The 22,994-nt window shown below is 34.7% G+C and carries 14 protein-coding genes; 11 read left to right on the top strand and 3 right to left on the bottom strand.

All coding sequences use genetic code 11. The features are described from left to right. Window positions 1-65: 65 nt before the first annotated feature. From H603_RS0107905 to ypfJ, 3 genes are all read left to right on the top strand, one after another. Complete coding sequence (locus H603_RS0107905; RefSeq protein WP_026708078.1) at window positions 66-818, top strand: hypothetical protein; 753 nt, start codon at window positions 66-68, stop codon at window positions 816-818. Window positions 819-1,003: 185 nt separating this feature from the next. Further along, a complete protein-coding gene (locus tag H603_RS0107900) occupies window positions 1,004-5,008 on the top strand; it encodes a PAS domain S-box protein (protein ID WP_051219235.1) in 4,005 nt (1,334 codons plus the stop codon). Window positions 5,009-5,081: 73 nt separating this feature from the next. Then, window positions 5,082-5,942: a KPN_02809 family neutral zinc metallopeptidase gene (gene ypfJ, locus H603_RS0107895; protein WP_026708076.1), complete on the top strand. Its 861-nt coding sequence runs from the start codon at window positions 5,082-5,084 to the stop codon at window positions 5,940-5,942. Between the two features lie 36 nt (window positions 5,943-5,978). Here the strand turns inward: ypfJ and H603_RS0107890 are convergent, their stop codons facing one another. After that, window positions 5,979-7,514, bottom strand: coding sequence for a YifB family Mg chelatase-like AAA ATPase (locus tag H603_RS0107890; protein WP_026708075.1), 1,536 nt, complete (start codon window positions 7,512-7,514; stop codon window positions 5,979-5,981). Window positions 7,515-8,178: 664 nt separating this feature from the next. On the opposite strand from H603_RS0107890, the gene H603_RS0107885 reads away from it, so the two are divergent. The 8 genes from H603_RS0107885 (at window position 8,179) to H603_RS0107850 (ending at window position 19,532) form a co-directional block, all read left to right on the top strand. Further along, complete coding sequence (locus H603_RS0107885; RefSeq protein ID WP_026708074.1) at window positions 8,179-9,651, top strand: sodium:solute symporter family protein; 1,473 nt, start codon at window positions 8,179-8,181, stop codon at window positions 9,649-9,651. Then, complete coding sequence (locus H603_RS0107880; protein WP_026708073.1) at window positions 9,632-10,066, top strand: GNAT family N-acetyltransferase; 435 nt, start codon at window positions 9,632-9,634, stop codon at window positions 10,064-10,066. The genes H603_RS0107885 and H603_RS0107880 overlap by 20 nt, the downstream gene beginning before the upstream one ends. Before the next feature lie 8 nt (window positions 10,067-10,074). Continuing rightward, window positions 10,075-11,226, top strand: coding sequence for an amidohydrolase (locus H603_RS0107875; protein ID WP_035675669.1), 1,152 nt, complete (start codon window positions 10,075-10,077; stop codon window positions 11,224-11,226). Beyond that, window positions 11,216-12,367: an alanine racemase gene (gene alr / locus H603_RS0107870; protein ID WP_026708071.1), complete on the top strand. Its 1,152-nt coding sequence runs from the start codon at window positions 11,216-11,218 to the stop codon at window positions 12,365-12,367. The genes H603_RS0107875 and alr overlap by 11 nt, the downstream gene beginning before the upstream one ends. Continuing rightward, the gene (locus tag H603_RS0107865) at window positions 12,367-13,440 is read left to right on the top strand and encodes an alanine racemase (RefSeq protein WP_026708070.1); all 1,074 of its coding nucleotides are present in this window, start codon (window positions 12,367-12,369) and stop codon (window positions 13,438-13,440) included. Before alr ends, H603_RS0107865 begins: the two co-directional genes overlap by 1 nt. A 167-nt stretch (window positions 13,441-13,607) precedes the next feature. Continuing rightward, the gene (locus H603_RS0107860) at window positions 13,608-16,595 is read left to right on the top strand and encodes an amidohydrolase family protein (protein WP_026708069.1); all 2,988 of its coding nucleotides are present in this window, start codon (window positions 13,608-13,610) and stop codon (window positions 16,593-16,595) included. A 5-nt stretch (window positions 16,596-16,600) separates the two neighbouring features. After that, window positions 16,601-17,944, top strand: coding sequence for an amidohydrolase family protein (locus H603_RS0107855; RefSeq protein ID WP_394359124.1), 1,344 nt, complete (start codon window positions 16,601-16,603; stop codon window positions 17,942-17,944). Window positions 17,945-18,224: 280 nt separating this feature from the next. Next, window positions 18,225-19,532, top strand: a complete 1,308-nt coding sequence (locus tag H603_RS0107850) for an ammonium transporter (protein ID WP_026708067.1) — start codon at window positions 18,225-18,227, stop codon at window positions 19,530-19,532. A gap of 57 nt (window positions 19,533-19,589) precedes the next feature. Here the strand turns inward: H603_RS0107850 and H603_RS0107845 are convergent, their stop codons facing one another. Both H603_RS0107845 and tilS read right to left on the bottom strand, forming a co-directional pair. Beyond that, complete coding sequence (locus tag H603_RS0107845; RefSeq protein ID WP_026708066.1) at window positions 19,590-21,650, bottom strand: protein-disulfide reductase DsbD family protein; 2,061 nt, start codon at window positions 21,648-21,650, stop codon at window positions 19,590-19,592. Next, complete coding sequence (gene tilS, locus H603_RS0107840) at window positions 21,650-22,960, bottom strand: tRNA lysidine(34) synthetase TilS (protein WP_026708065.1); 1,311 nt, start codon at window positions 22,958-22,960, stop codon at window positions 21,650-21,652. The genes H603_RS0107845 and tilS overlap by 1 nt, the downstream gene beginning before the upstream one ends. Window positions 22,961-22,994 lie beyond the last annotated feature (34 nt).

The following is a 22,994-nucleotide window of genomic DNA, read 5'->3' as shown; positions in this document are numbered from 1 at the left end:
TTTGTAATTGTGCCAACTTATAAAAGGACTATTCACATTTAAAAAACCAATTAAACCTAAGATTAATGAACAAGATTTCGCAAAGAATTGAACAAATAAAGAGAGAAGGATATTCGCTAGACTTTGGAGAAGTTTTTAATAACGCTTTTGAAAATTATAAAAAGATAGCCGTTTTTGCAGGTTCAGTGCTATTACTTTGTTCGTTCTTATTGCTAATAATAGCAATGTTTGGAATGGTTAAAATAATAGGTATTGAAGAGTTAAAAAGCATGAAAGATAATGATTTTGCCATCTTTAAAGATCCGAACAATATCTATTTTGTATATCTTCAGATCATCTCTGTGATTCTTACAGTCTTGATTGCTCCATTTTCAACTGCTTTTTTAAAAATGGCACAATCTGCTGCTAGAGATGAAGAGTTTAAAACCTCAGATATGTTCAGCTTCTATAAATGGCCCTATGTTAAAGAAATCATTTTAGCAACTGTAATTCTTACTCTTTTAGATACAGCCATATCGACTGCTGCAGTTTCAGTAGGAGTAGCATTTGTAGGTTCCCTATTTAAAATTGCAATTACGCTTTTTACGTTGCTTACACTACCTTTAATTGTGTTTCAAAATCTTACTGCAATTGAAGCTATAAAAACAAGTATAGCAGTAGTTGCAAAAAATCCGCTAGTTATATTTGCGCTACTAGTTGTGGGAGTTATAGGTGCGTTAGTTGGGTTCGTAGGTTGTATAATTGGAGTGTTTTTTACAATCCCAATTGTCTATTCAATTAATTATTGTTTATACGAAGCAATTTTCGAAAAAGAATAAATTTTAAAGAATCCATTTTAAACATACAATTTGAAAAAACTGCAACTAGATTTTAAAGTCTTATTGCAGTTTTATTGTTTAATTTCATTAACTTGTATCACATTCATACGGTACTAATTTAAAAAAGTATTAGGCTATTATATCTTTTTTTATTTATACTAAGCACGAGTAACTATGTTTTAAGAATGGTAACAAAACAAATTATTTTTTATCAAGACATAATCAATGATACTCTCATTGATCAAAACATTTTTTGGATCATTGTCCCTATGTTGCTGTTCTTCATTTTTTTATTTTTCTTTCACTTTTACCAAATTAAAAAGAAATTAGTCGTTCCTTTTGCTGATGTCTCAGCTAATGACTATTATAAAAACAAAGAATACCAAACCTACATTTTATTCTTTGGAATTCTAACTCCTGTTATCGAATTCAATTATGAACTGTTTGCAGCTCGCCCAAAAGGTTTGCTGCTTCTGAATGTTCTAATAGGTTTGTTTCTTTTACTCCTATACTCGATAAGTAAAAAATCTACCGTTGTTTTTAATAATATTAGTACTATTTATAGTTATACTTATCTCTGCTATTTTGCATTAGTTTGCTTTAATCTAGTAACCTTAGAAAATGATGTCATTCCATTAGTGGGTTTCTGCGTTTTATTCTTATTTTCATACACGGTTATCAGGCCAATAAAAATATATTGGATACTCAATGCATTCATCTTTTTGTTTTTAACGGCATGTTTGTTTTTTGAACTTTTATCAGTTGTTAAAATCATAATCCTAATTAATTATTCTCTTCTAATTTTTGTTATTAACTACATTCGTCACATAAGTCAGCTGAATATTCAAGATAAATTTAAGTTTGCAAACGAAATAGTAAATAATGGAAACTCTCTCATAATAGCTGCTAATAAAAAAGGTGAAATTAAATTTTGCAGCGACACCGTTACTCCAATTTTAGGGTACAATAGTCGTGAAGTGATGGGTATGGGCTTCTGGAAGTTAACCGAAGATCCAGAGTTTACCGGAGAGAAATTTCATCAAGAAGACATTAAGACAAGAATTTTTACTCGAAAATTAAAATGCAAGGACGGCAGCTATAAATACATTCAGTGGAATGATAAAAAATATTCCGAAGATTTAATCATAGGTATAGGGCAAGATGTCACTGACCAAATCAAAACTCAAAAATCTTATAAAAATTTAGTGGAATCTGCAAATGACATTATTTTCGAATTAGATTATAAAGGCAATTACATTTTCTTAAATCAAAATTCTGAGAACACCACTGGCTATTCTATCGAGGAACTTTCATCTTCTAATTTTAGAGCATTAATTAGACCAGATTACTTACAAAAGGTACTTGATTTTTACGCAAAAACAGATGCGGATTCAACGAACTTTAAAGTGATGGAGTTTCCAATAATTAAAAAGAACGGCGAAGAAATTTGGCTCTCACAAAAAGTCGCAATTAATAGGGACAAAAATAATTTAATCAATGGTTACTATGGTATTTCAAGAGATATTACTTTTTTTAGAAATAGCCAAATTGAGAATGCACAACGCGCAATTAAAAATCAAAAGTATAGTGAAGCTCTGAATAAGTTCACCTCAGAAAGCTATTTTAGTAGTCAAACAACCGACAGCATAATTAAAAACATCTTACTAATTACTACAGAAATAATTGGTGTATGTAGAGCAAGCTATTGGAAATACAGTTCAGATAATGTCTTGTGCGAAATGCAATACAATGCCACCACTAAACAATTTAGTAAGGGAAATATTTTGCTCAAAGAAGAATTCCCTAATTACTTTGAGGCTATAACTAGTAAATCACAAATAATTATCGCTGACGTGTATCAAAGTGAGATGTTAGTTGACCTACAAAAAGAGTTTTTCCCAACAAATTCCATTTATTCTCTACTTGATACACCCGTATTTATTGAAGGAGAGTTAAAAGGAATCTTATGCTTCGAAGCGACTCAAAAAATTAAAAATTGGGACAATGAAGATATTAATTTCACACGTTCTTTATCTGACGTTATCACCATTGCTTTCGAATCGCAAAATCGATTAAACGCAGAGGTCAAGTTAAAATATAAAAGTGACCTCCTTGCTGCAATGACATTGTGCGCTGAAAAGTTTTTAAACAGTAAAGATCTCGATGCAATTTTTGCTACTATTCTCATCATAATGGGAAAAGCCACTAAGTCACATCGTTCTTATTATTATGAGAATAATGCAAATGACAGAACAATAAGTCAGAAATATCGCTGGATCAACGACAGCGACCATCTAGCAGATAATAATCCTGCATTACAAAATATCCCATACGCTTATTTTGAGGAATTATTAAATCCTCTTTTAGAAAATAAAATTTACATCGAAAATATCTCTAACATTGAGAATGAAAGCCTTCGAACGAAACTTAAAAATGTTGGAGTACTATCTTTAATACTTTTCCCCATCTTTGTTAAAAATAAGTTTCATGGCTTTTTAGGTTTTGATGATACCGACCATGAACGCGTATGGTCAGACGATGAGGTGAATGTTTTACAAACTTTAGCACGTAATATCGCAACCAGTATCGATCGTATTGCAACTGAAACTGCTATCTATGAAAGTGAAGAAAAATTTAGGTTGCTTGCCAACAATATTCCAGGTACAATTTATTTATCTGAGAACGATGAGAAGTTTACGAAAATTTACCTCAATGACGAAATTGAGAAGTTAACCGGTTATAACAAATCAGAGTTTTTAGAAAAACACATCAATTATGTCGATATCATTCATCCTCAAGACTTGGCTCGTGTGCAGGAAGAATCATTGAAAAGATTAGCCAAAGGGAAACCTTTTCATTTTACCTATCGCATTACTAAAAAAGGAGGTGAAGTTGTTTGGGTTGAAGAATTTGGAGATGCGGTTATCAAAAACGGTGAGATTACTTATATCGAAGGAATTATGCTTGATATAACCGAAAGAAAATTAAATGAATCAGTAGTAAAAGCAAAAGATTTAGCTGAAGCTGCAAATAAAGCCAAATCAGAGTTCCTGGCTAATATGAGTCATGAAATACGAACACCATTAAATGGTATCATAGGATTTACAGATTTATTAATGAAAACCAAACTGGAAGAAAACCAACAAAAACACATGATGACAGTCAATCAATCGGCTCATTCATTACTTGGTATTGTTAACGATATTCTGGACTTTTCGAAAATTGAAGCAGGAAAATTAGATTTGCTAATTGAAAAACATGACGTTAAGGAATTATTAGAACAAGTAAGAGATCTAATTTTATATGAATCAAACCAAAAAAACATCGCTTTACAATTAAATATTGCTCCAGAAATCAACCAATTTTTTTATGTTGATAGTATTCGATTAAAGCAAATATTAATAAATCTATTAGCCAATGCCGTTAAATTTACTAATAAAGGTTCTATCAAATTAAATGTTACTGTTATCGAAAAAACCGATCATCAGCATACTACAATGCGTTTTGCTGTAATTGATTCTGGCATTGGAATTCTAGAAGAAAATAAAAGTAAAATTTTTAAAGCATTCTCGCAGGAGGATAGTTCTACAACAAAGAAGTTTGGCGGAACAGGTCTTGGCTTGACTATTTCAAATAAGTTATTAGGTTTAATGAAAAGCAAATTAAACTTAGAAAGTACCGTAGGCATAGGAAGCACATTTTATTTTGATCTAAATTTAAGAACATCTGACGATGGTGTCGAGCCTTTGAATAAAAGCAATGAAAATAGTCTCTCTGAGATTGATTTACTATTTCAAAACAAGGACTATTTACGAAATTTGAAAGTCATGCTAGTTGAAGATAACAAAATCAACATGCTTTTACTCAAAACCATTATTAAAAACATCTTGCCAGAAGCAAATATACAACAATTTTACAATGGACTAGATGCAGTAGCACAATTTGAAAATTTGGAACCCAATATTATTTTCATGGACATACAAATGCCGGTCATGAACGGATTTCAAGCAACAAAATTGATTAGAAAGTTAGCTGGCGGAAAATCTGTCCCCATAATTGCAATTACAGCAAGTGCTGAACTAGAAATAAAACAACAGTGCACATTAGCAGGCATGAACGACTTTGTATCTAAACCTATTCTAAAGAAAATAGTGGAAGAAACCATTGTGAAATGGGTCGATTTACCCTAATAATCGTCAAAAAAAGGTAATTATATCCAAAAAAAATATAAATTCGTTTTCAAATAAATTTAAGCATCTAAATATGAAATGGAAAGGCACCCGTAAAAGTGGAAATCTAGACGACCGAAGAGGAATGTCATCAGGAGGGAAAACTGTAGTTGGAGGAGGAATAATAGGTATTGTAATTTTGCTACTTAATGCCTTTGGTGGAGAAAACGGACAAATGATTACGCCTATCTTAGAGCAAATGAATCAAGGACAAAGCGCTCCCACTGAACAAAGAGATTTAACTGCAAAGGAAATAGAAGAAGGTGAATTCGTTGACGCACTTATTTCAAATAATGAAGATGTGTGGACAAAAATATTTCAAGAAAACGGCATGACTTATAAAGAGCCTACAGTAGTTTTATTTACTGATGCTGTCAATACAAAGTGCGGAAGTGCCACATCGGCTTCAGGACCATTTTATTGTCCTGCAGACCAACAAGTGTATATGGATTTAAGTTTTTTTACAGAACTTGAAACTCGTTTTGGTGCCGAAGGGGGAGATTTTGCAACAGCTTATGTACTCGCTCATGAAATAGGGCATCACGTACAAACTTTGCTAGGAACTTCAGCTAAAATGCGCCAAATGCAACAAGGTAAATCACAAGCCGAGGCCAATAAATTATCTGTTGCTCTAGAGTTGCAAGCAGATTTTTATGCAGGCTTATGGACACACTACAATCAAAGAATGACCAGTTTTCTTGAAGATGGTGATATTGAAGAGGCTCTTAGTGCTGCTCATGCCGTAGGAGACGATGCCATACAAAGTAAAATGCAAGGACGTATTGTTCCTGAATCATTTACCCATGGAACTTCTCAACAAAGAAAATATTGGTTTATGAAAGGCTATAAATCTGGAGATATTAAACAGGGAGATACCTTTGCAGAAATAAGATAATTTAAATTGAAGCTTGAGATTTTTCTCAAGCTTTTTTTATCCTAGCCAGCCATCGCGGTCCAGACTTCGATATTGTATAGCTTCGGCTATGTGAGAAGAAACCACAGTCGATGCTCCCTCAAGATCTGCGATGGTACGCGAAACCTTGAGTATGCGATCATACGCTCTCGCTGATAAATTGAGTCGCTCCATTGCTGTCTTTAATAAAGATTTTGAAGTTTCGTCTAGGGCACAAAATTCCCTGATTTGTTTGGTATTCATTTGTGCATTGTAATGAATATGATCAAAGTTCTCAAATCGCACAGTTTGAAATGCTCTGGCTGCTGTAACACGCTTTCTAATACTGACGCTACTCTCTGCTTTTCGATCATCAGATAATTTATCAAAAGGTACAGGTGTAACTTCGATATGTATGTCTATTCGATCTAATAATGGTCCAGAAACCTTGCTTAAATAACGTTGCATTTCATGAGGAGACGAAGTTTGTGGTGCATCTGGATCATTAAAAAATCCGCTCGGACTCGGGTTCATACTCGCAACAAGCATGAACGAAGAAGGATACGTTACCGTGAACTTAGCTCTCGAAATAGTTACTTCGCGATCTTCTAACGGTTGACGCATTACTTCCAAAACATCCCGCTTAAACTCTGGTAATTCATCTAAGAATAGTACGCCATTGTGTGCCATTGATATTTCACCAGGCTGAGGATAACTTCCACCTCCAACAAGTGCTACGTTTGAAATGGTATGATGGGGACTTCTAAACGGTCGCTGATTCATTAATCCCACTTCTTTTAATTTTCCTGCAACACTATGAATTTTAGTAGTTTCCAACGCTTCACGCAAAGTCATGGGCGGCAAAATACTTGGCAATCTTTTAGCTAACATTGTTTTCCCTGCTCCTGGTGGTCCTATCAAAATTATATTATGACCACCTGCTGCCGCAATTTCCATACATCTTTTAATAGACTCCTGCCCTTTTACATCTGAAAAGTCAAACTCTGGGAAATCTAAATCTTTATAAAATTCTGTTCGTGTATCGATAACGGTTGGCTCAAGAGTCCCCCTCCCTTCGAGAAAATCAATTACTTCCTGGATTGTTTCGACGCCATAAACATCTAATCCGGAAACTATTGCTGCCTCTTTGACATTTTGTTTCGGAAGAAAAAAACCTTTAAAACCTTCTTCCTTAGCTTTTATTGCAATTGGTAATGCACCGCGGATAGGCTGCAGACTCCCATCTAATGAAAGTTCGCCCATAATGATATAGTCTTGATAACAAACTGATTTTATCTGTTCAGAGGCTACTAAGATTCCAATCGTTAAAGTTAAATCATATGCAGACCCCTCCTTTCTTAAATCAGCAGGCGCCATATTAATTGTTATTTTCTTTCCTGGAAGCTTGTAACCATTATTTTTTAAGGCAGCTGCAATTCGGTAACTACTTTCCTTAATAGCATTATCTGGCAGTCCCACTAAGTGATATCCAATCCCATTATCAATATTCACTTCAACTGTGATTGTTGTTGCTTCTACTCCAAAAACTGCACTTCCAAAAGTCTTAACTAGCATATTTTTTTTTCTAAAAATATAAATAATTTTAGGAAACTCCTTAATAATTTAAAATAATATATTAAAATACAGCTGATTACCTTTGTTAATTGCATCATAATTAGCTCCGTGATTGACAAGTAATCAACATTATTACGATCTGCATTTTGAAATTTAATTGACTCTCTCTTTTATTTGTAAAACCTCTGGATTTAGTAGTTTAGCAATGAGGTCAATCTTTACGATGTGTATTTTTGAGAAACTACCAATCAGTAAACTAGCCTTAGAAATAATATATAAGCATATTGTAAAAAAACCAATTCTATCTCTAAGACATTATTGACAAATTTTAAAAAATAATGGTGTTCAAAATTTGATTCCCGAAACAAAAAAATAGGGAACAACTACTTAATAGTGCGATTTTATTTTTGTATTTCCATAGCTGATGTAACGGTCGGGATACCGCTTTTATCTGTTTTTTAGATATAAATTCCTATATTTGCCCAGATTTAATCCATTTTTGCTTTAAAATCGACTGTTTTTACTCCAATTTTAAAATTTGGTACTTAAGCATTTTCAGCTTTTAAACAGTATAAAGCACACAGAAAATTATAGCTGTCTGCCCTATCTTGCCTTAGGAATAATTCCTATTTGGGCCATTAACTCATCCTAAAAATAATAAGAAATGCACTGGATAGATTATTTAATCTTTGTTATTTACATGCTCGCTATGCTAGGAGTAGGAGTTTATTTCTTCAATAAAAATAAAACAGCCGAGGATTTTTACGTTAGCGGTCGCAATATGAGCAGTTGGCACATAGGTTTATCAGTAGTAGCGACAGATGTTGGTGGAGGTTTTTCTATTGGACTTGGAGGCCTTGGTTTTACCATGGGAATCTCTGGATCTTGGATGTTGTTTACCGGATTGTTAGGAGCTTGGTTATCAGCAGTATTTCTAATTCCGAAGATAAGTCACTTAGGGCACAAACATAAATTTTTTACTTTTCCTCAAATTTTCAACCATTTCTATACTCCTCGAGTAGCTTTATTAGCGGGAATAATTTCAGCGATTGGCTATGTAGGTTTTACAAGTTCGCAAGTTTTGGCTGGAGCCAAATTGGCCTCTGCAACTATCGAGGGATTAAATCTCCAAACAGCATTAATTGTAATGGGAGTTATTGCAGTAGTTTATACCGCAATTGGCGGTTTAAAGGCAGTAATTTACACTGACACTATTCAATGGTTAATATTAATAGGAGGTTTGGTTTTCATTGGAATTCCTATTGCATACCACGCTGTGGGTGGTTACGATGCCATTAAAGCAACACTACCTCCAGAGTATCTGTCATTGACAAATGTCTCCTGGCACCAAATCGTAAATTGGTCAATTACTATTATTCCAATCTGGTTTGTGGGTATGACTCTTTACCAGCGTATTTATGCGAGTAAAGGAGAAAAAGAAGCGAAAAAAGCGTGGTTGATTGCCGGTGTTTTCGAATGGCCTATAATGGCTTTCATGGGAGTAATTCTAGGAATGCTAGCAAAAGTTGCTGCGACAAAAGGCATGTTTGCTGGAATAACGAACGCCGCTGAAATGGATAGCGAAATGGGATTGCCCGTTCTACTTGCTACGATACTGCCTGTGGGATTAATGGGATTGATGTTATCTTCTTATTTTTCTGCGATTTTGTCTACAGCAGATAGTTGCTTGATGGCTGCTTCTGGAAATATTGTAACCGATATTATAGCTAAATTTTCGAAAAAAGAATTATCACATAAAAAAGAATTACAACTCTCTCAAATAGTAACATTACTCGTAGGTTTCTTTGCGATACTACTAGCTTCGCAAATGCAAAACGTGCTTGAATTAATGCTGTATTCTTACGCTTTTATGGTCTCAGGATTATTTGTGCCCGTCATAGGAGCTTTGTTTTGGAAAAAAAGCCATCCAATAGCTGCTTTTTGGAGTATGCTGCTTGGAGGAGGTACCACAATTTACCTTATAATTAGTAAAAATAAATTACCTTTAGGAATAAATTTACCCGAACATTTAGATGCAAATGCGTACGGCATTTCGGTGTCGCTGTTGCTCTTTATTATCATATCATATTATCATTATAACAAAAACGGAAAACAAAATGGAATTCAAAATAATTAATGCGCAATCTGGAGCAGACCAAAAATATACAAACCAACAAATAGCCGAATTTTTATTCACGCACCTAGAAGAATACGGTGATAAAGTAGCGGATATTTTAAAATGTATCGACTATGTGATGAATCCTGATAAAGGAGGAAACATCATCGTAGGTCTTGACGCCGAAAAAATTGTGGGCGTTGTTATATTGAACAATACTGGCATGAAAGATTTTATTCCTGAAAATATCTTAGTGTACATTGCTGTAGACAATTCACAACGTGGAAAAGGATATGGAAAACAATTAATGCAAAAAGCGATTGATACTGCCGAAGGAAATATTGCGTTGCACGTAGAACCTAATAATCCAGCTAAAGGCTTGTATGAAAAATTAGGTTTCACAAACAAATACCTAGAAATGCGTCTAGTTAAATAGAAAATATAATGAATTTAGATAATTCTACAATTTTAGCGCTTACCGCTTTACGCCAAGAATTACACAAATATCCAGAGATTTCAGGTAATGAAGTAGCTACGGCAAAACGTATTCTTTCTTTTTTATCGAATTATCCGCCTGATACACTATTATCAAATATAGGTGGTCATGGAATCATCGCTATTTACAATGGAGAGAAAGAGGGCAAGCAGATCTTATTTAGATGTGAGTTAGACGCTTTACCCATCGCAGAAGTTAATACTTTCGAATACAAATCTGTATTTAAAGATGTGTCTCACAAATGCGGACACGATGGACATATGGCTATTCTTTGCGGTTTAGCCATGCAACTGCATTTAAAAAGACCTGAAACTGGTGCTGTAATACTTCTTTTTCAACCGGCTGAAGAAGATGGCAATGGTGCTGCTAAAGTTTTCAATGATTCTCAATTCAACTTGAAACCAGATTTTGCATTTGCATTACATAATTTGCCAAGCTATCCTGCAAACGAAATCGTTATTAAAAACGACACTTTTACTTGTGCCGTGAACAGCATGATCATTAAATTAAAAGGCAAGACTGCCCACGCCGGTGAACCGCAGATGGGAATCAATCCCACACTAGCCGTTGCTGAAATCATCAATGCTTTTAATAGCAGTATTCAAACAGATATTTCTCGAAAAGACTATGGTTTGATTACGCCTATTTATACAAGAATTGGTTCCAAAGCTTACGGCGTTTCTGCCGGAGATGGCGAAATTCATTTCACTGTAAGAAGCAATAGCAATGCTCAAATGAAAGAATTAGAATATCACTTAGAAAAGACAGCTAGAAACATTGCAAGCAAACAGCAGCTGGAAATAGCGATCTCATGGACAGAGAGTTTTCAAGCAAACGAAAATAATGAAGAAGCTGCCAATTTTATCAGACAAGCAGCGAACTCTAATCAAAATTTAATTCAGGAAAAAGAAAGTCCGTTTAGTTGGGGAGAGGATTTCGGACTCTTCACACAGCACTTTCCTGGAGCGATGTTTGGCTTAGGCTCTGGAACAACCACTCCTGCCCTACACAATCCAGATTATGATTTCCCAGATGAAATCATTGCCACTGGAGTTACAATTTTTCATTCAATTAGCAAACAAATATTAAATGCACACTAATTCTAGTATAGAACTTAATCAAACTGCTTATCAAAATAACATTGACTTTTTAAGAAAGACTTTTGGCAAAAAAGTCCAATTTTCTTCGGTTGTTAAAGGAAATGCCTATGGTCATGGAATTAAAGAATTTGTAACCATGGCTTATGATTGTAGTGTTTCCCACTTTTCTGTTTTTGATGTAGAGGAAGCCAAACTTATAAAAGAAGCTTTAGCTGATAAAGCGACCATTATGGTGATGGGATTGGTTCAAGAAATTGATATGGAATGGGTAATTGCGAATAACGTCGAATTTTTTGTATTCGATAAAGTACGTTTGAACCAAGCTGTTAAGGCAGCGAAAAAATTGAAAACAGTAGCAAAAATCCATATTGAAGCCGAAACTGGCATGAATAGGACAGGATTTGAAAAGAGAGAATTAAGCGCTGTTATCACAACATTTAAAAAGGAGAAGGAACATGTTTATTTAAAAGGATTGTGTACACATTATGCAGGTGCTGAAAGTATTGCTAACTACTACAGAGTAGAGAAACAAATCAAAAAATTTGAAGAAATTTATCAATATCTTTGTGATAACGACTTGAGACCTGAAATCAAACACTCCGCTTGTTCAGCAGCATCAATTATGTTTCCTGAGACAAGAATGGATTTAGTTAGAATAGGAATTATGCAATATGGTTTATGGTCGAGCCCTGAAGTATTTGTAAATTATCTGAGTACCAAGAAAAACAAAACTGATCCTCTAAAGCGCGTCATTACCTGGAAAAGTAATGTGATGAGCGTTAAAAAAGTAAGCATTGGTGATTTTATTGGTTATGGAACGAGCTTTCTAGCAGAACGAAACATGAAAATCGCAGTCATTCCTATAGGGTATTCTCATGGATATAGTCGTTCTTTGAGCAATCAAGGTCGCGTTTTGATCAATGGCCAACGTTGCATTGTAGTCGGTTCTGTAAATATGAACATGATGACAGTCGATGTTACAGATGTAGCCGCGGTAAAAAAAGATGACGAAGTGGTTTTAATAGGATCACAAGAAGAGCTAACTGTTTCTGTGGCCTCTTTTAGTGATTTTAGTAATCAACTGAATTATGAATTGTTAACTAGAATAGCAAAAACAATTCCACGTAAAATTATAGAATAATGGCATTTATAAAATTATATAGAGAAAAATTAAAAGATAATTATCAGTTTCTAGATACTATCTTTAAATCTAGAAATATTCAATGGGGGGTCGTTTCAAAATTATTATGTGGAAACGAAATCTACCTCAAAGAAATTATTGCATTGGGAGTTAAAGAGATTCATGATTCGAGGGTGAGCAACCTTAGAAAAATAAAATCACTAGATCCATCCATACAAACTGTTTATATAAAACCTCCTGCAAAAAGAAGTATTAAAAATATCGTAGAATTTGCAGACGTAAGTTTTAATACAGAAATATATACCATACAATTACTTTCTGAAGAAGCACAAAGACAGAACAAAGTCCATAAAATCATTATTATGATTGAGATGGGTGACCTTCGTGAAGGTGTTATGGGAGAGGAATTAATCGCGTTTTACGGCAGCATTTTAAAAATGTCCAATATAGAAATCAGAGGTATTGGAACCAACTTAAATTGCTTAAGTGGTATCATGCCTACTCAAGACAAATTGATTCAATTAAGTTTGTACAAGCAATTAATTGAGGCCAAATTCAACATTAGTATTCCGTGGGTTTCTGGCGGGACTTCTGTAGCAATTCCTTTAATGTTGAAAAATGCACGCCCTATGGCTGTGAATCATTTTCGAATAGGAGAAGCATTGTTTTTTGGTAAAGATTTATTTACTGGAGAAACAATTGGAGGCATGCACAATGATGTTTTTAAACTCTACTCAGAGATTATCGAAATCACTGAAAAACCAGATGCTCCTATTGGAGAACTTGGTGAAAGTGGTGTGGGAACAAGTTATACTGCAAGCTCCTCTGATGATCTGGGTGAAACTTCGCTAAGAGCTATTTTAGATATTGGTTTATTAGATATGCAGCCGCAATATATAGAGTCTGACGATAGCGACATTACAATTATAGACGCAAGTTCTGATATGTTAGTGATAGACATCTCAAATTCAAAAACAGCTTATAAAGTAGGTGATTTAATCTCCTTCAAGATTAAATATATGGGAGCGCTTTATCTCCTCAATTCTGATTATATCGAAAAGACAATAGGTTAAAGCAATTAAAATAATAAAAAAGGAAATGACGTTCAATCATTTCCTTTTTTTTATACCTTATTTTTATTCGAAACGTAAAATTACAACCAACTACTGTTAATTATTTGAATTTTTAACTGTAATTTATATTGATTTGCTACTTTTAGTTGAAATTAACTAACAACCATATGAAAAAACGCTTTACGCTGCTATTGCTGCTAATTTTTGTACCAAAAATTGATGCGCAGGAATACTTTCCAAATAATGAAAGTATCCAACACCACAACACAAACTACACTGCTTTCACTAATGCCAAGATTGTAGTATCGCCTACACAAGTTGTAGAAAAAGGAACCCTATTAATACAAAATGGAAAAGTTGTAGCCGTAGGTAACAACGTGACTATTCCTAAAAATGTTGTCGTTGTAGACCTGAACGGACAATATATTTACCCAAGTTTTATTGACCTATTTAGTAGTTTTGGAATTGAAAGTCCGAAGAGAATTTCTAGAGGATCTGACCCATTATACGACACAAGAAAAGAGGGCCACTACTGGAATGAACATGTTAAACCAGAAACAGATGCCTATGCAAACTTTAGCTACAATAATGACAAAGCTGTCGATCTTTTAAAAGCTGGTTTTGGAGTAGTACTAACTCACATGAACGACGGAATTGCTCAAGGTACAGGAACGCTTGTAGCTCTAAATAATGAGGATCAAACGCACCGTTTACTTGCCAACAAACTAAGTAATCACTTTAGTTTTTCGCGTAGCGTTACTTCAAATCAAGCATATCCGAGTTCGTTGATGGGGTCAATGGCTTTACTGCGCCAAATGTACTATGACATGGACTGGTACAAAAAAGGAAATTCTAATACAAAAGATGTTTCATTAGAAGCCTTAATTGCTAACGAAAATTTAGTTCAAATCTTTGATGCAAATGACAAACTCAATAGTTTAAGAGCTTCAAAAATTGCGAAAGAATTTGGTTTAAAATATGTTTTAAAAGGAGCTGGAAACGAATATGAAAGAATTGCAGAAATTAAAGGAACAACTGCCAGTTTCATTATTCCCATAAATTTCCCTGAAGCTTTTGATGTTTCAAACCCTTACCAAGCGAGCCAACTTGATTTTGCTGATTTACTTGCGTGGAATCAAGCACCTACTAACTTAAAAGTACTATCAGAGAATGGCGTTTCATTTGCCTTAACAACTGATAAATTAAAAAAGGTAGACGATTTTAGACCCAATCTTTTAAAAGCAATTCAATACGGTTTTGATAAGACAAAAGCGCTTGAAGCTTTAACAACTGTGCCAGCGGCAATGTTAGGCAAGAGTAATGAAATAGGGAGTTTGAAGGTAGGTTCCCTAGCTAACTTCTTGATTACATCAGGTGAAATTTTCGATAAAAAAACTATCGTTTATGAAAATTGGGTTCAAGGTTCAAAATATATCATGGCTGATAGAGCCACTAAAGACATTCGTGGGGAATACACTTTAAATCTTAACAACGTCACTTATAAATGGAGCGTTAAAGGGGAACAAAATGCACCCGCATCTACCTTAACACTATCAGATTCTACAAAAGTAAATAGTAAACTTAGCGTAACTAATAATTGGTTATCTCTTATTGTTAAAGGTAAGGATAGCACCGCTTTAGATTTCAATAGACTAACAGCTTATTTAGATGGCAACAGCACCATCAGCGGTAAAGCTATTGCATTTGACGGAAAAGAATACAACTGGACTGCTACTAAAACAGCCGATTTCGAAAAGAAAAAAGATTCGGCAGAAGCTGATAAAAACATCGTAGTTCTTCCAGTTAGCTATCCCAATCTAGCTTTTGGTAACACCGAAAAACTGAAACAAGAGATTTTATTGTTTAAAAATGCAACAGTGTGGACAAATGAAAAAGAAGGAATACTAAAAGAAACTGATGTCCTTGTCAAAAACGGAAAAATTGCAGCTATTGGTAATGGTTTATCGGATAATGGAGCTGTTGTTATTGATGCAAAGGGAAAACATATCACAAGCGGAATCATTGATGAACATTCACATATTGCGATTTCAAATGGTGTAAATGAAAGCGGTCACAACTCTACTGCAGAAGTTACTATCGAAGATGTTGTTAACTCTGATGATGTAAATATTTACAGAGAACTAGCTGGAGGGGTGACTACATCACAATTACTTCACGGTTCTGCAAATCCTATTGGTGGACGTTCTGCCATTGTAAAATGGAAATGGGGAGCTGCTCCAGACGAAATGCTATACAAAGACCAACCTAAATTCATCAAATTTGCTTTAGGTGAAAATGTAAAACAAGCTAACTGGGGTTTAAACAATCCTACACGTTTTCCACAATCAAGAATGGGAGTGGAACAAGTGTTTATAGATTACTTTCAGCGTGCAAAAGAATACGATGCTAGTTGGAAAGCATACAATTCGAATAAGAAAAAAGGAAAAGGACCTAGAGTGGATCTTGAACTGCAAACATTAGCAGAAATTATTAATAAAGAGCGCTTCATCAGTTGCCACTCTTATATTCAGTCAGAAATTTTGATGCTGATGAATGTTGCTGAGCAATTTAACTTTAATGTCAACACTTTTACACACATATTAGAAGGATATAAAGTTGCTGATAAGATGAAAGAACACGGTGTTGGTGCATCAACTTTCGCTGACTGGTGGGCTTATAAATTTGAGGTTAATGATGCCATTCCTTACAATGGACCAATCATGCACAACGCAGGTTTAGTGGTTGCTTACAACTCAGACGATGCAGAGATGTCAAGACGTTTGAATCAAGAAGCTGCAAAAGCAGTTAAATATGGTAACATATCTGAAGAAGAAGCTTGGAAATTTGTCACTTTAAATCCAGCAAAATTATTACATATTGATGATAAAGTAGGTAGTATAAAAGTGGGGAAAGATGCTGATATGGTTTTATGGAGTGACAATCCGCTCTCTATTTATGCTAAAGCAGAAAAAACTATAATCGAAGGAGTTATCTACTATGATATGACAAAAGATGAAGCAAAACGGGCTGCTATTGTTAAGGATAGAAATCTAATTGTTTCTCAAATGCTCGACGAGAAAAATAAAGGAATGAAAACGCAAGAGCCAAAGAAAAAACAAAAAGCGGAATATCACTGTGACACTTTAGAACAATAGTAAAGATGACTACAGTGAACCCTATTCATAATAAAACAAAGCAAAATACTATGAACAAATACAGCTATATACTATCCTTGCTTTTTAGTGCCTCGATGTTTGCTCAGCATGCACCGGCAAAAAAGCAATCACAATCTATATTAATATTAAATGCTACTGCTCACTTAGGAACTGGGCAAGTAATTCCTAACAGCGCAATAGGTTTTAAAGATGGGAAATTAACCTTAGTTGCAGATGCATCCACCATTCGATTAGCAGATGGTGCTTATGACCAAACTATAGATGCCACCGGCAAACATGTATATCCTGGCTTTATAGCGGCTAATTCTACCTTAGGTTTAGTCGAAATCGACGCTGTAAAATCTTCTGATGATGAGAGCGAAGTGGGAGATATGAATCCAAATGTTAGAAGTTTAGTGGCTTACAATGCAGAATCGAAAGTGATAGAAACAGTGCGACCTAACGGAATTTTAATGGCACAAATTACACCTCGAGGCGGAACTATTTCAGGAACTTCATCTGTGGTCCAATTAGATTCATGGAATTACCAAGACGGGGTCGTAAAAGAAAATGATGGTATTCATTTAAACTTTCCATCAATCTATAATAGCGGCGGCTGGTGGGCAGAACCTGCGGGAGCAACTTTGAATAAAGATTATATAAAAGAAATCGCTGATATTAAGTCTTTTTTAATTAGTACAAAAGCATCTCAAGGAGAAGCCAATAAAGAAAGAAACTTAGTATTTGAATCTACTAAAGGGCTTTTTGATGCTAGTCAAACTCTGTTTATTCACGCAGATCACGAACTGCAAATTATTGATGCTGTAAAAATGTCAAAGGAAATTGGTGTAGAAAAAATAGTAATTGTTGGTGGATTTGAAGCTTACAAATGTGCTGATTTACTGAAAGAAAATGGTATTGGAGTTTTACTTAGACGCGTACATGACATGCCAGAATTTGATGACCAAGATGTTAACTTACCTTATAAAATGGCTAAGATGTTAACGGATAAGGGAATCGTAGTAGGTTTAGAAAACAGCGGTGACATGGAACGTATGAATACAAGAAACCTACCTTTTCTAGCAGGTACTTGTGCTGCATATGGATTAGATAAAGAACAGGCCTTACAATTAATAACTGCTAATACTGCTAAAATTTTAGGTATCGAAAGCTTTTGTGGTACTCTTGAAACAGGCAAAGATGCTACATTGTTTATTTCAGAAGGAGATGCATTAGACATGAGAACAAATAAGTTAACTGAAGCTTTTATTCAAGGTCGAAAAATCACATTAGAAAATCATCAATCAAAACTGAATGATATTTATAAAGAGAAGTACAACCAAAAATAATATAAGAAAGTACATTATTACTAAATGAATTTTAAAACAGAGACATTTGCTTAGCATAATGTCTCTGTTTTTTTATATCAACACTAAATCAAACAAGCTTCTTGCAATTACATATTTTTTAAATTGATATAATTATCAGTTTTAACACGCTAAAAACAAAACTACCCTTAAAATATAGGGGGTCATTTTAACAAATATGTAATAATACACAGAAGAACACCTAATTACTAATGGCACATTAAAACATTTTATATTTTTGTCAAAAAAAAGTATAAAATCTATGAGAAAAATTGTCTTAAGTGTTATTCTTATAACTCTCTTGGTGCTAACGGTATGCACTAATTTTATGATTACATCAACCCCTGCCCCTCTTGAACCAAGTCAATTTGATACTGGAGATACCGCATGGATGATAGTTGCAACTGCTTTAGTATTTATTATGACTCCTGGGTTAGGTTTTTTCTATGGAGGAATGGTAGGAAAGAAGAATGTGATTAGTACCATGTTACAAAGCTACATGGCAATGATCATTGTTACCGTTTTGTGGGTTGTTGTGGGATTTAGTTTATCTTTTGGATCATCAATTGGAGGGATAATTGGCGATCCTACAGAGTTTTTTATGTTTAAAGGTGTTAAATCAACCACAGCCTGGGGAACTATCCCATTTATGTTATACGCTTTATTTCAAGCAAAATTTGCGATAATTACACCAGCACTTATTACAGGTGCTTTTGCAGAGCGCATTCGATTTTGGGCTTATATGTCATTTATGGTATTGTTTATTCTGTTTATTTATACGCCGCTGTGTCACATGACTTGGCATGAAGATGGAATCTTCTTTAAAATGGGTGTATTAGATTTTGCTGGAGGAACAGTAGTGCACATGAGCGCTGGATGGGCAGCTCTCGCTGGAGCAATATTCTTAGGGAAGAGAAAAGGACAAAAACCAAATCCTGCGCGTATTACTTATGTACTATTAGGAACTGGATTATTATGGTTTGGATGGTTTGGTTTCAATGCTGGATCTGCACTTGCTGCAAATGGATTAGCAGTACAAGCACTAGCGACAACAACAGTGGCTGCTGCCGGAGCTGGAATGGCTTGGGTATTTTTTGATAAAATATTAGGTCACAAAGTCTCAGCAATGGGCGCTTGTATAGGTGCCGTTGTAGGACTTGTTGCTATCACTCCTGCTGCAGGTTTTGTAAGTGTACCAAACGCATTATTTATAGGTGTATTTAGTAGTATTGTGAGTAATATTATGGTTGGTAAATTTCATAAGAGGGATAAAATCGACGATGCCTTAGATGTATTTGCATGTCACGGTGTAGGAGGAATGACGGGTATGTTACTTACTGGAGTTTTTGCTTCAAAAGAAATTAATCCCGCGGTTACTGATCAAGGTTTAATCTTTGGAGAGACAACTTTGTTTCTTACGCAATTAACAGCAATGGTTATTGTGTCTGTATTTGCATTTACTGCTTCTTACTTCCTTTTCTTCATCGTTAATAAAATTACGCCGTTAAGAGTTACCGAAGACAAAGAGCATTTAGGCTTAGACCTATCTCAACATGGTGAATATTTATAATCACTAGGATACGGGCAAAAAAAAATCCAATCATAATTATGATTGGATTTTTTTTTATTACTTAAATTTTGAAATTCCTTCTTTCAACCAAGCTTCGTATTCGGTAGCATTAACGTAGCTAATCGTAGGCTGACTTGTGTTTAAACTATTTCCTTCGAGATCAGTTAAAACATATAAAGGTTGTGTATTTGTTTTATAAGTACTTATCATAAAATCGGTCCATTTATCGCCAATTGTTTCAATTTCTGCGCCTGTTTTTTCCGATACAAATTGTTCGCTTTTTGGTAATTCGCGCTTGTCGTCTACATATAGTGAAATCAACACCACATCATTCTTAAGCAACTGCAATACCGAAGGTACAGACCATACATTAATCTCCATTTTTCTACAATTTACACATGCAAAACCAGTAAAATCTAACATAATGGGTTTATTAACCTCTTTTGCATACGCCAATCCTTTATCATAATCATCAAAAACAACAATACCATGCGGACCACTTTTTGCTCCTTCTGGTAACACTGCATTCACTGCAACATTTCCTGAATTACCTATTCCAAATGGACTCTCGCTGTATTCCATTGGTGGTGGGAAAGCGCTAATCACTTTTAAAGGAGCTCCCCATAATCCTGGAATTAAGTATACTGTAAAAGTCAAAACAATTAATCCCATCATCAATCGTCCCACTGAAATATGTGGTAACGGACTATCGTGCGGCAAGGTGATTTTACCAAATAGATACAGCGCTAAAGTTCCGAAAATTGCAATCCATATTGCGATAAAAACTTCACGTTCTAATAAATGCAATTGTAAAACTAAATCGGCATTCGATAAAAATTTAAAAGCTAATGCCAATTCTAGGAAACCAAGAAAAACTTTTACTGTATTCAACCATCCCCCTGATTTAGGCAATGAGTTCAACCATCCTGGAAACATTGCAAATAACATAAAAGGCAAGGCTAACGCAGATGAGAATCCTAACATCCCAACAATAGGTGCTATTCCACCGTTAGACGCTGCTTCTACTAACAGTGTTCCTACAATAGGTCCTGTGCATGAGAATGAAACAATCGCTAATGCCAGAGCCATGAATAATATTCCTATAATTCCCCCTCTATCAGCTTGACTATCTACTTTATTAGCCCATGAGTTAGGAAGCATAATTTCGAATGCACCCAAAAATGAAGCTGAAAAAACGACTAACAGTACAAAGAAAATTAAATTGAACCACACATTTGTAGATAAAGCATTTAAAGCATCAGCTCCAAAAACCCAAGTAACTACAAATCCTAACATTACATAGATTACAATAATTGCCACACCGTAAATAATAGCGTTGCTAATACCTTTAGCTTTGTTTTTACTTTGTTTTGTAAAAAAGCTTACAGTCATAGGAATCATTGGGAAAACACAAGGAGTCATCAATGCGGCCAAACCACCTAAAAAGGCTAAGAAAAATATTGACCACATGCTACGAGGTGCATTGTTTGTATTATTTCCTTCAGTCACCACATTAGCATCAGATACTGTGTAAACATCACCACCGCCTAAGCTAGGCTGTAATGAATCGACAACAGCAGTTGCATTATCAGTAGTCGTTGCGATTGATTGCTCCTCGATAGTATTTGCAACAGCTTTCACATCATCATTCCCATCATTCAAAGCTGGAGCCGCAGGGATACTGAATGTGAATTTCTTTTCTTGATTGATACAAACCTCTTTACAAACTTGGTAATTAAGCGCCACTTCAATCTTTGTTAATGCGGCGTTAGTAACTTTTACAACTTGCTGAATTTGAGCTTTCTTCTCAAAAAAAGTTTCATTCACTTCAAAAATATCATTATAGGCAGTTCTTGTTTTGCTCTCGGTGGCTTTACCTATCAAAGAAAAATTGCCTTTACTATTTTTAAACACAATTTCCAGAGCAAGAGGTCCTCCATCGGGTGTAAATTGAGAGTAGAGATGCCAATCTTTTTCAATTGTCCCATCAAATGTCAACAAATAAGTGTTCTCAGATTTACGTTCTATTTTAGTTGTCCATTTTGCAGGATCTAAAATTTGCGCATCTACATTGGCAAAAGCCAAAAATGTAAGTAGTAAAAAGATGATTTTTTTCATTATTCCAATTCTATTTTTAATATATTAGTGGTGTTCTCTGTAATTTTAAAGCGTTCGTCCTGTCGCAAACCAGTAATCCAAACAAGTGTATTTGCAGACCATAATAGCCAACATTGCTCTTTTTCTAAAAGCGATAATTTTTCATCTTTGAAAAATTTACTCAGCTTTTTTGATTTCCCGCCCATCCCAAAAGGTTGAAAACTATCTCCCTTTTGCCAGCGTTTCAACTCTAGTGGATACTGCAATTTATCCCCGTCTACAAATATAATCTTATTCGATTCAAAAGCTGGATTAGCAACACTTTTAAAGGTTATTTTAATGGGAATACTAATCTCGTGCTGTTCTTTATCTATAAAATGAGTACCAACCGCATCCTCGACTAGAATTTTGCTTAAAATTAAACTGTCTCTGTTTTTTAATAATCGAAAATTAGACGCAAAGATTTGTTTTCCTGACACGGCGTCTACTAAATCGTAAACATCATTCCATGCTGTAAATCCAAACTCGCTGAGCCACTGATACAAATAGGCGTTGTAGTTTGGTAATTTTTTTAATTGATTTAAATCGAAAGTAATACTATCCTCTTCTTGTTTTGCCACTTGCTGATACACCATTATTGAAGCATCCTCGACAAGTCCTGCCGATTCTTGTAAATAAGATTGCGTCTTTTGAAAAGCCTCCATAAAATTAGGATTTATTTCCTGCAATAAGGGAACTAAGTGATGTCTAATTTTATTGCGTAAATATTTATCAGAGGCATTACTTGCATCCTCACGCCAAGTAATACTGTTCTCTTTTGCGTACTCCAAAATTTCTGCACGCTTAAAGTGCAATAATGGTCGCACGATACTTCCATTTTCCTCTGGAATACCAGTCAAGCCTTCTAAGCCAGTTCCCCTACTTAAATTAATTAGGAAAGTTTCTAAGTTATCATCAGCATGATGTGCGGTTAAAACATAATCATACCCTTCCTCATTAAGCAATTCATGAAACCAGTTGTAACGCAAATCTCTAGCTGCCACCTGAGTTGACAACTTATAATCAGCTGCAAATGCTTTTGTATCAAATTGCGTTATGTTGACCGGTATCTCATTTTCTTCAGCGAAATCTTGAACAAATTTTTGATCTTTAAAACTGTCCACTCCACGCAATTGAAAATTGCAGTGGGCGATAGCGATATTAAATTGTAAATCTTTAAAAAGATGCGCCATTACCATACTGTCTAATCCACCACTTGTGGCAAGTAGCAGTTTTTTATTTAGAAGAAAAGGTAAATTGGTTTCAATATGTTTTTTAAGTGTTGCTAACATTTCGTGATTTTTAATAGTGTATCATCGTGAGAAC

The sequence above is a fragment of the Flavobacterium frigidarium DSM 17623 genome, from assembly GCF_000425505.1.
Taxonomy (GTDB): domain Bacteria; phylum Bacteroidota; class Bacteroidia; order Flavobacteriales; family Flavobacteriaceae; genus Flavobacterium; species Flavobacterium frigidarium.
The sequence above is the reverse complement of the archived record's forward strand: the minus strand, read 5'-3'. Positions and strand labels throughout refer to the sequence as shown.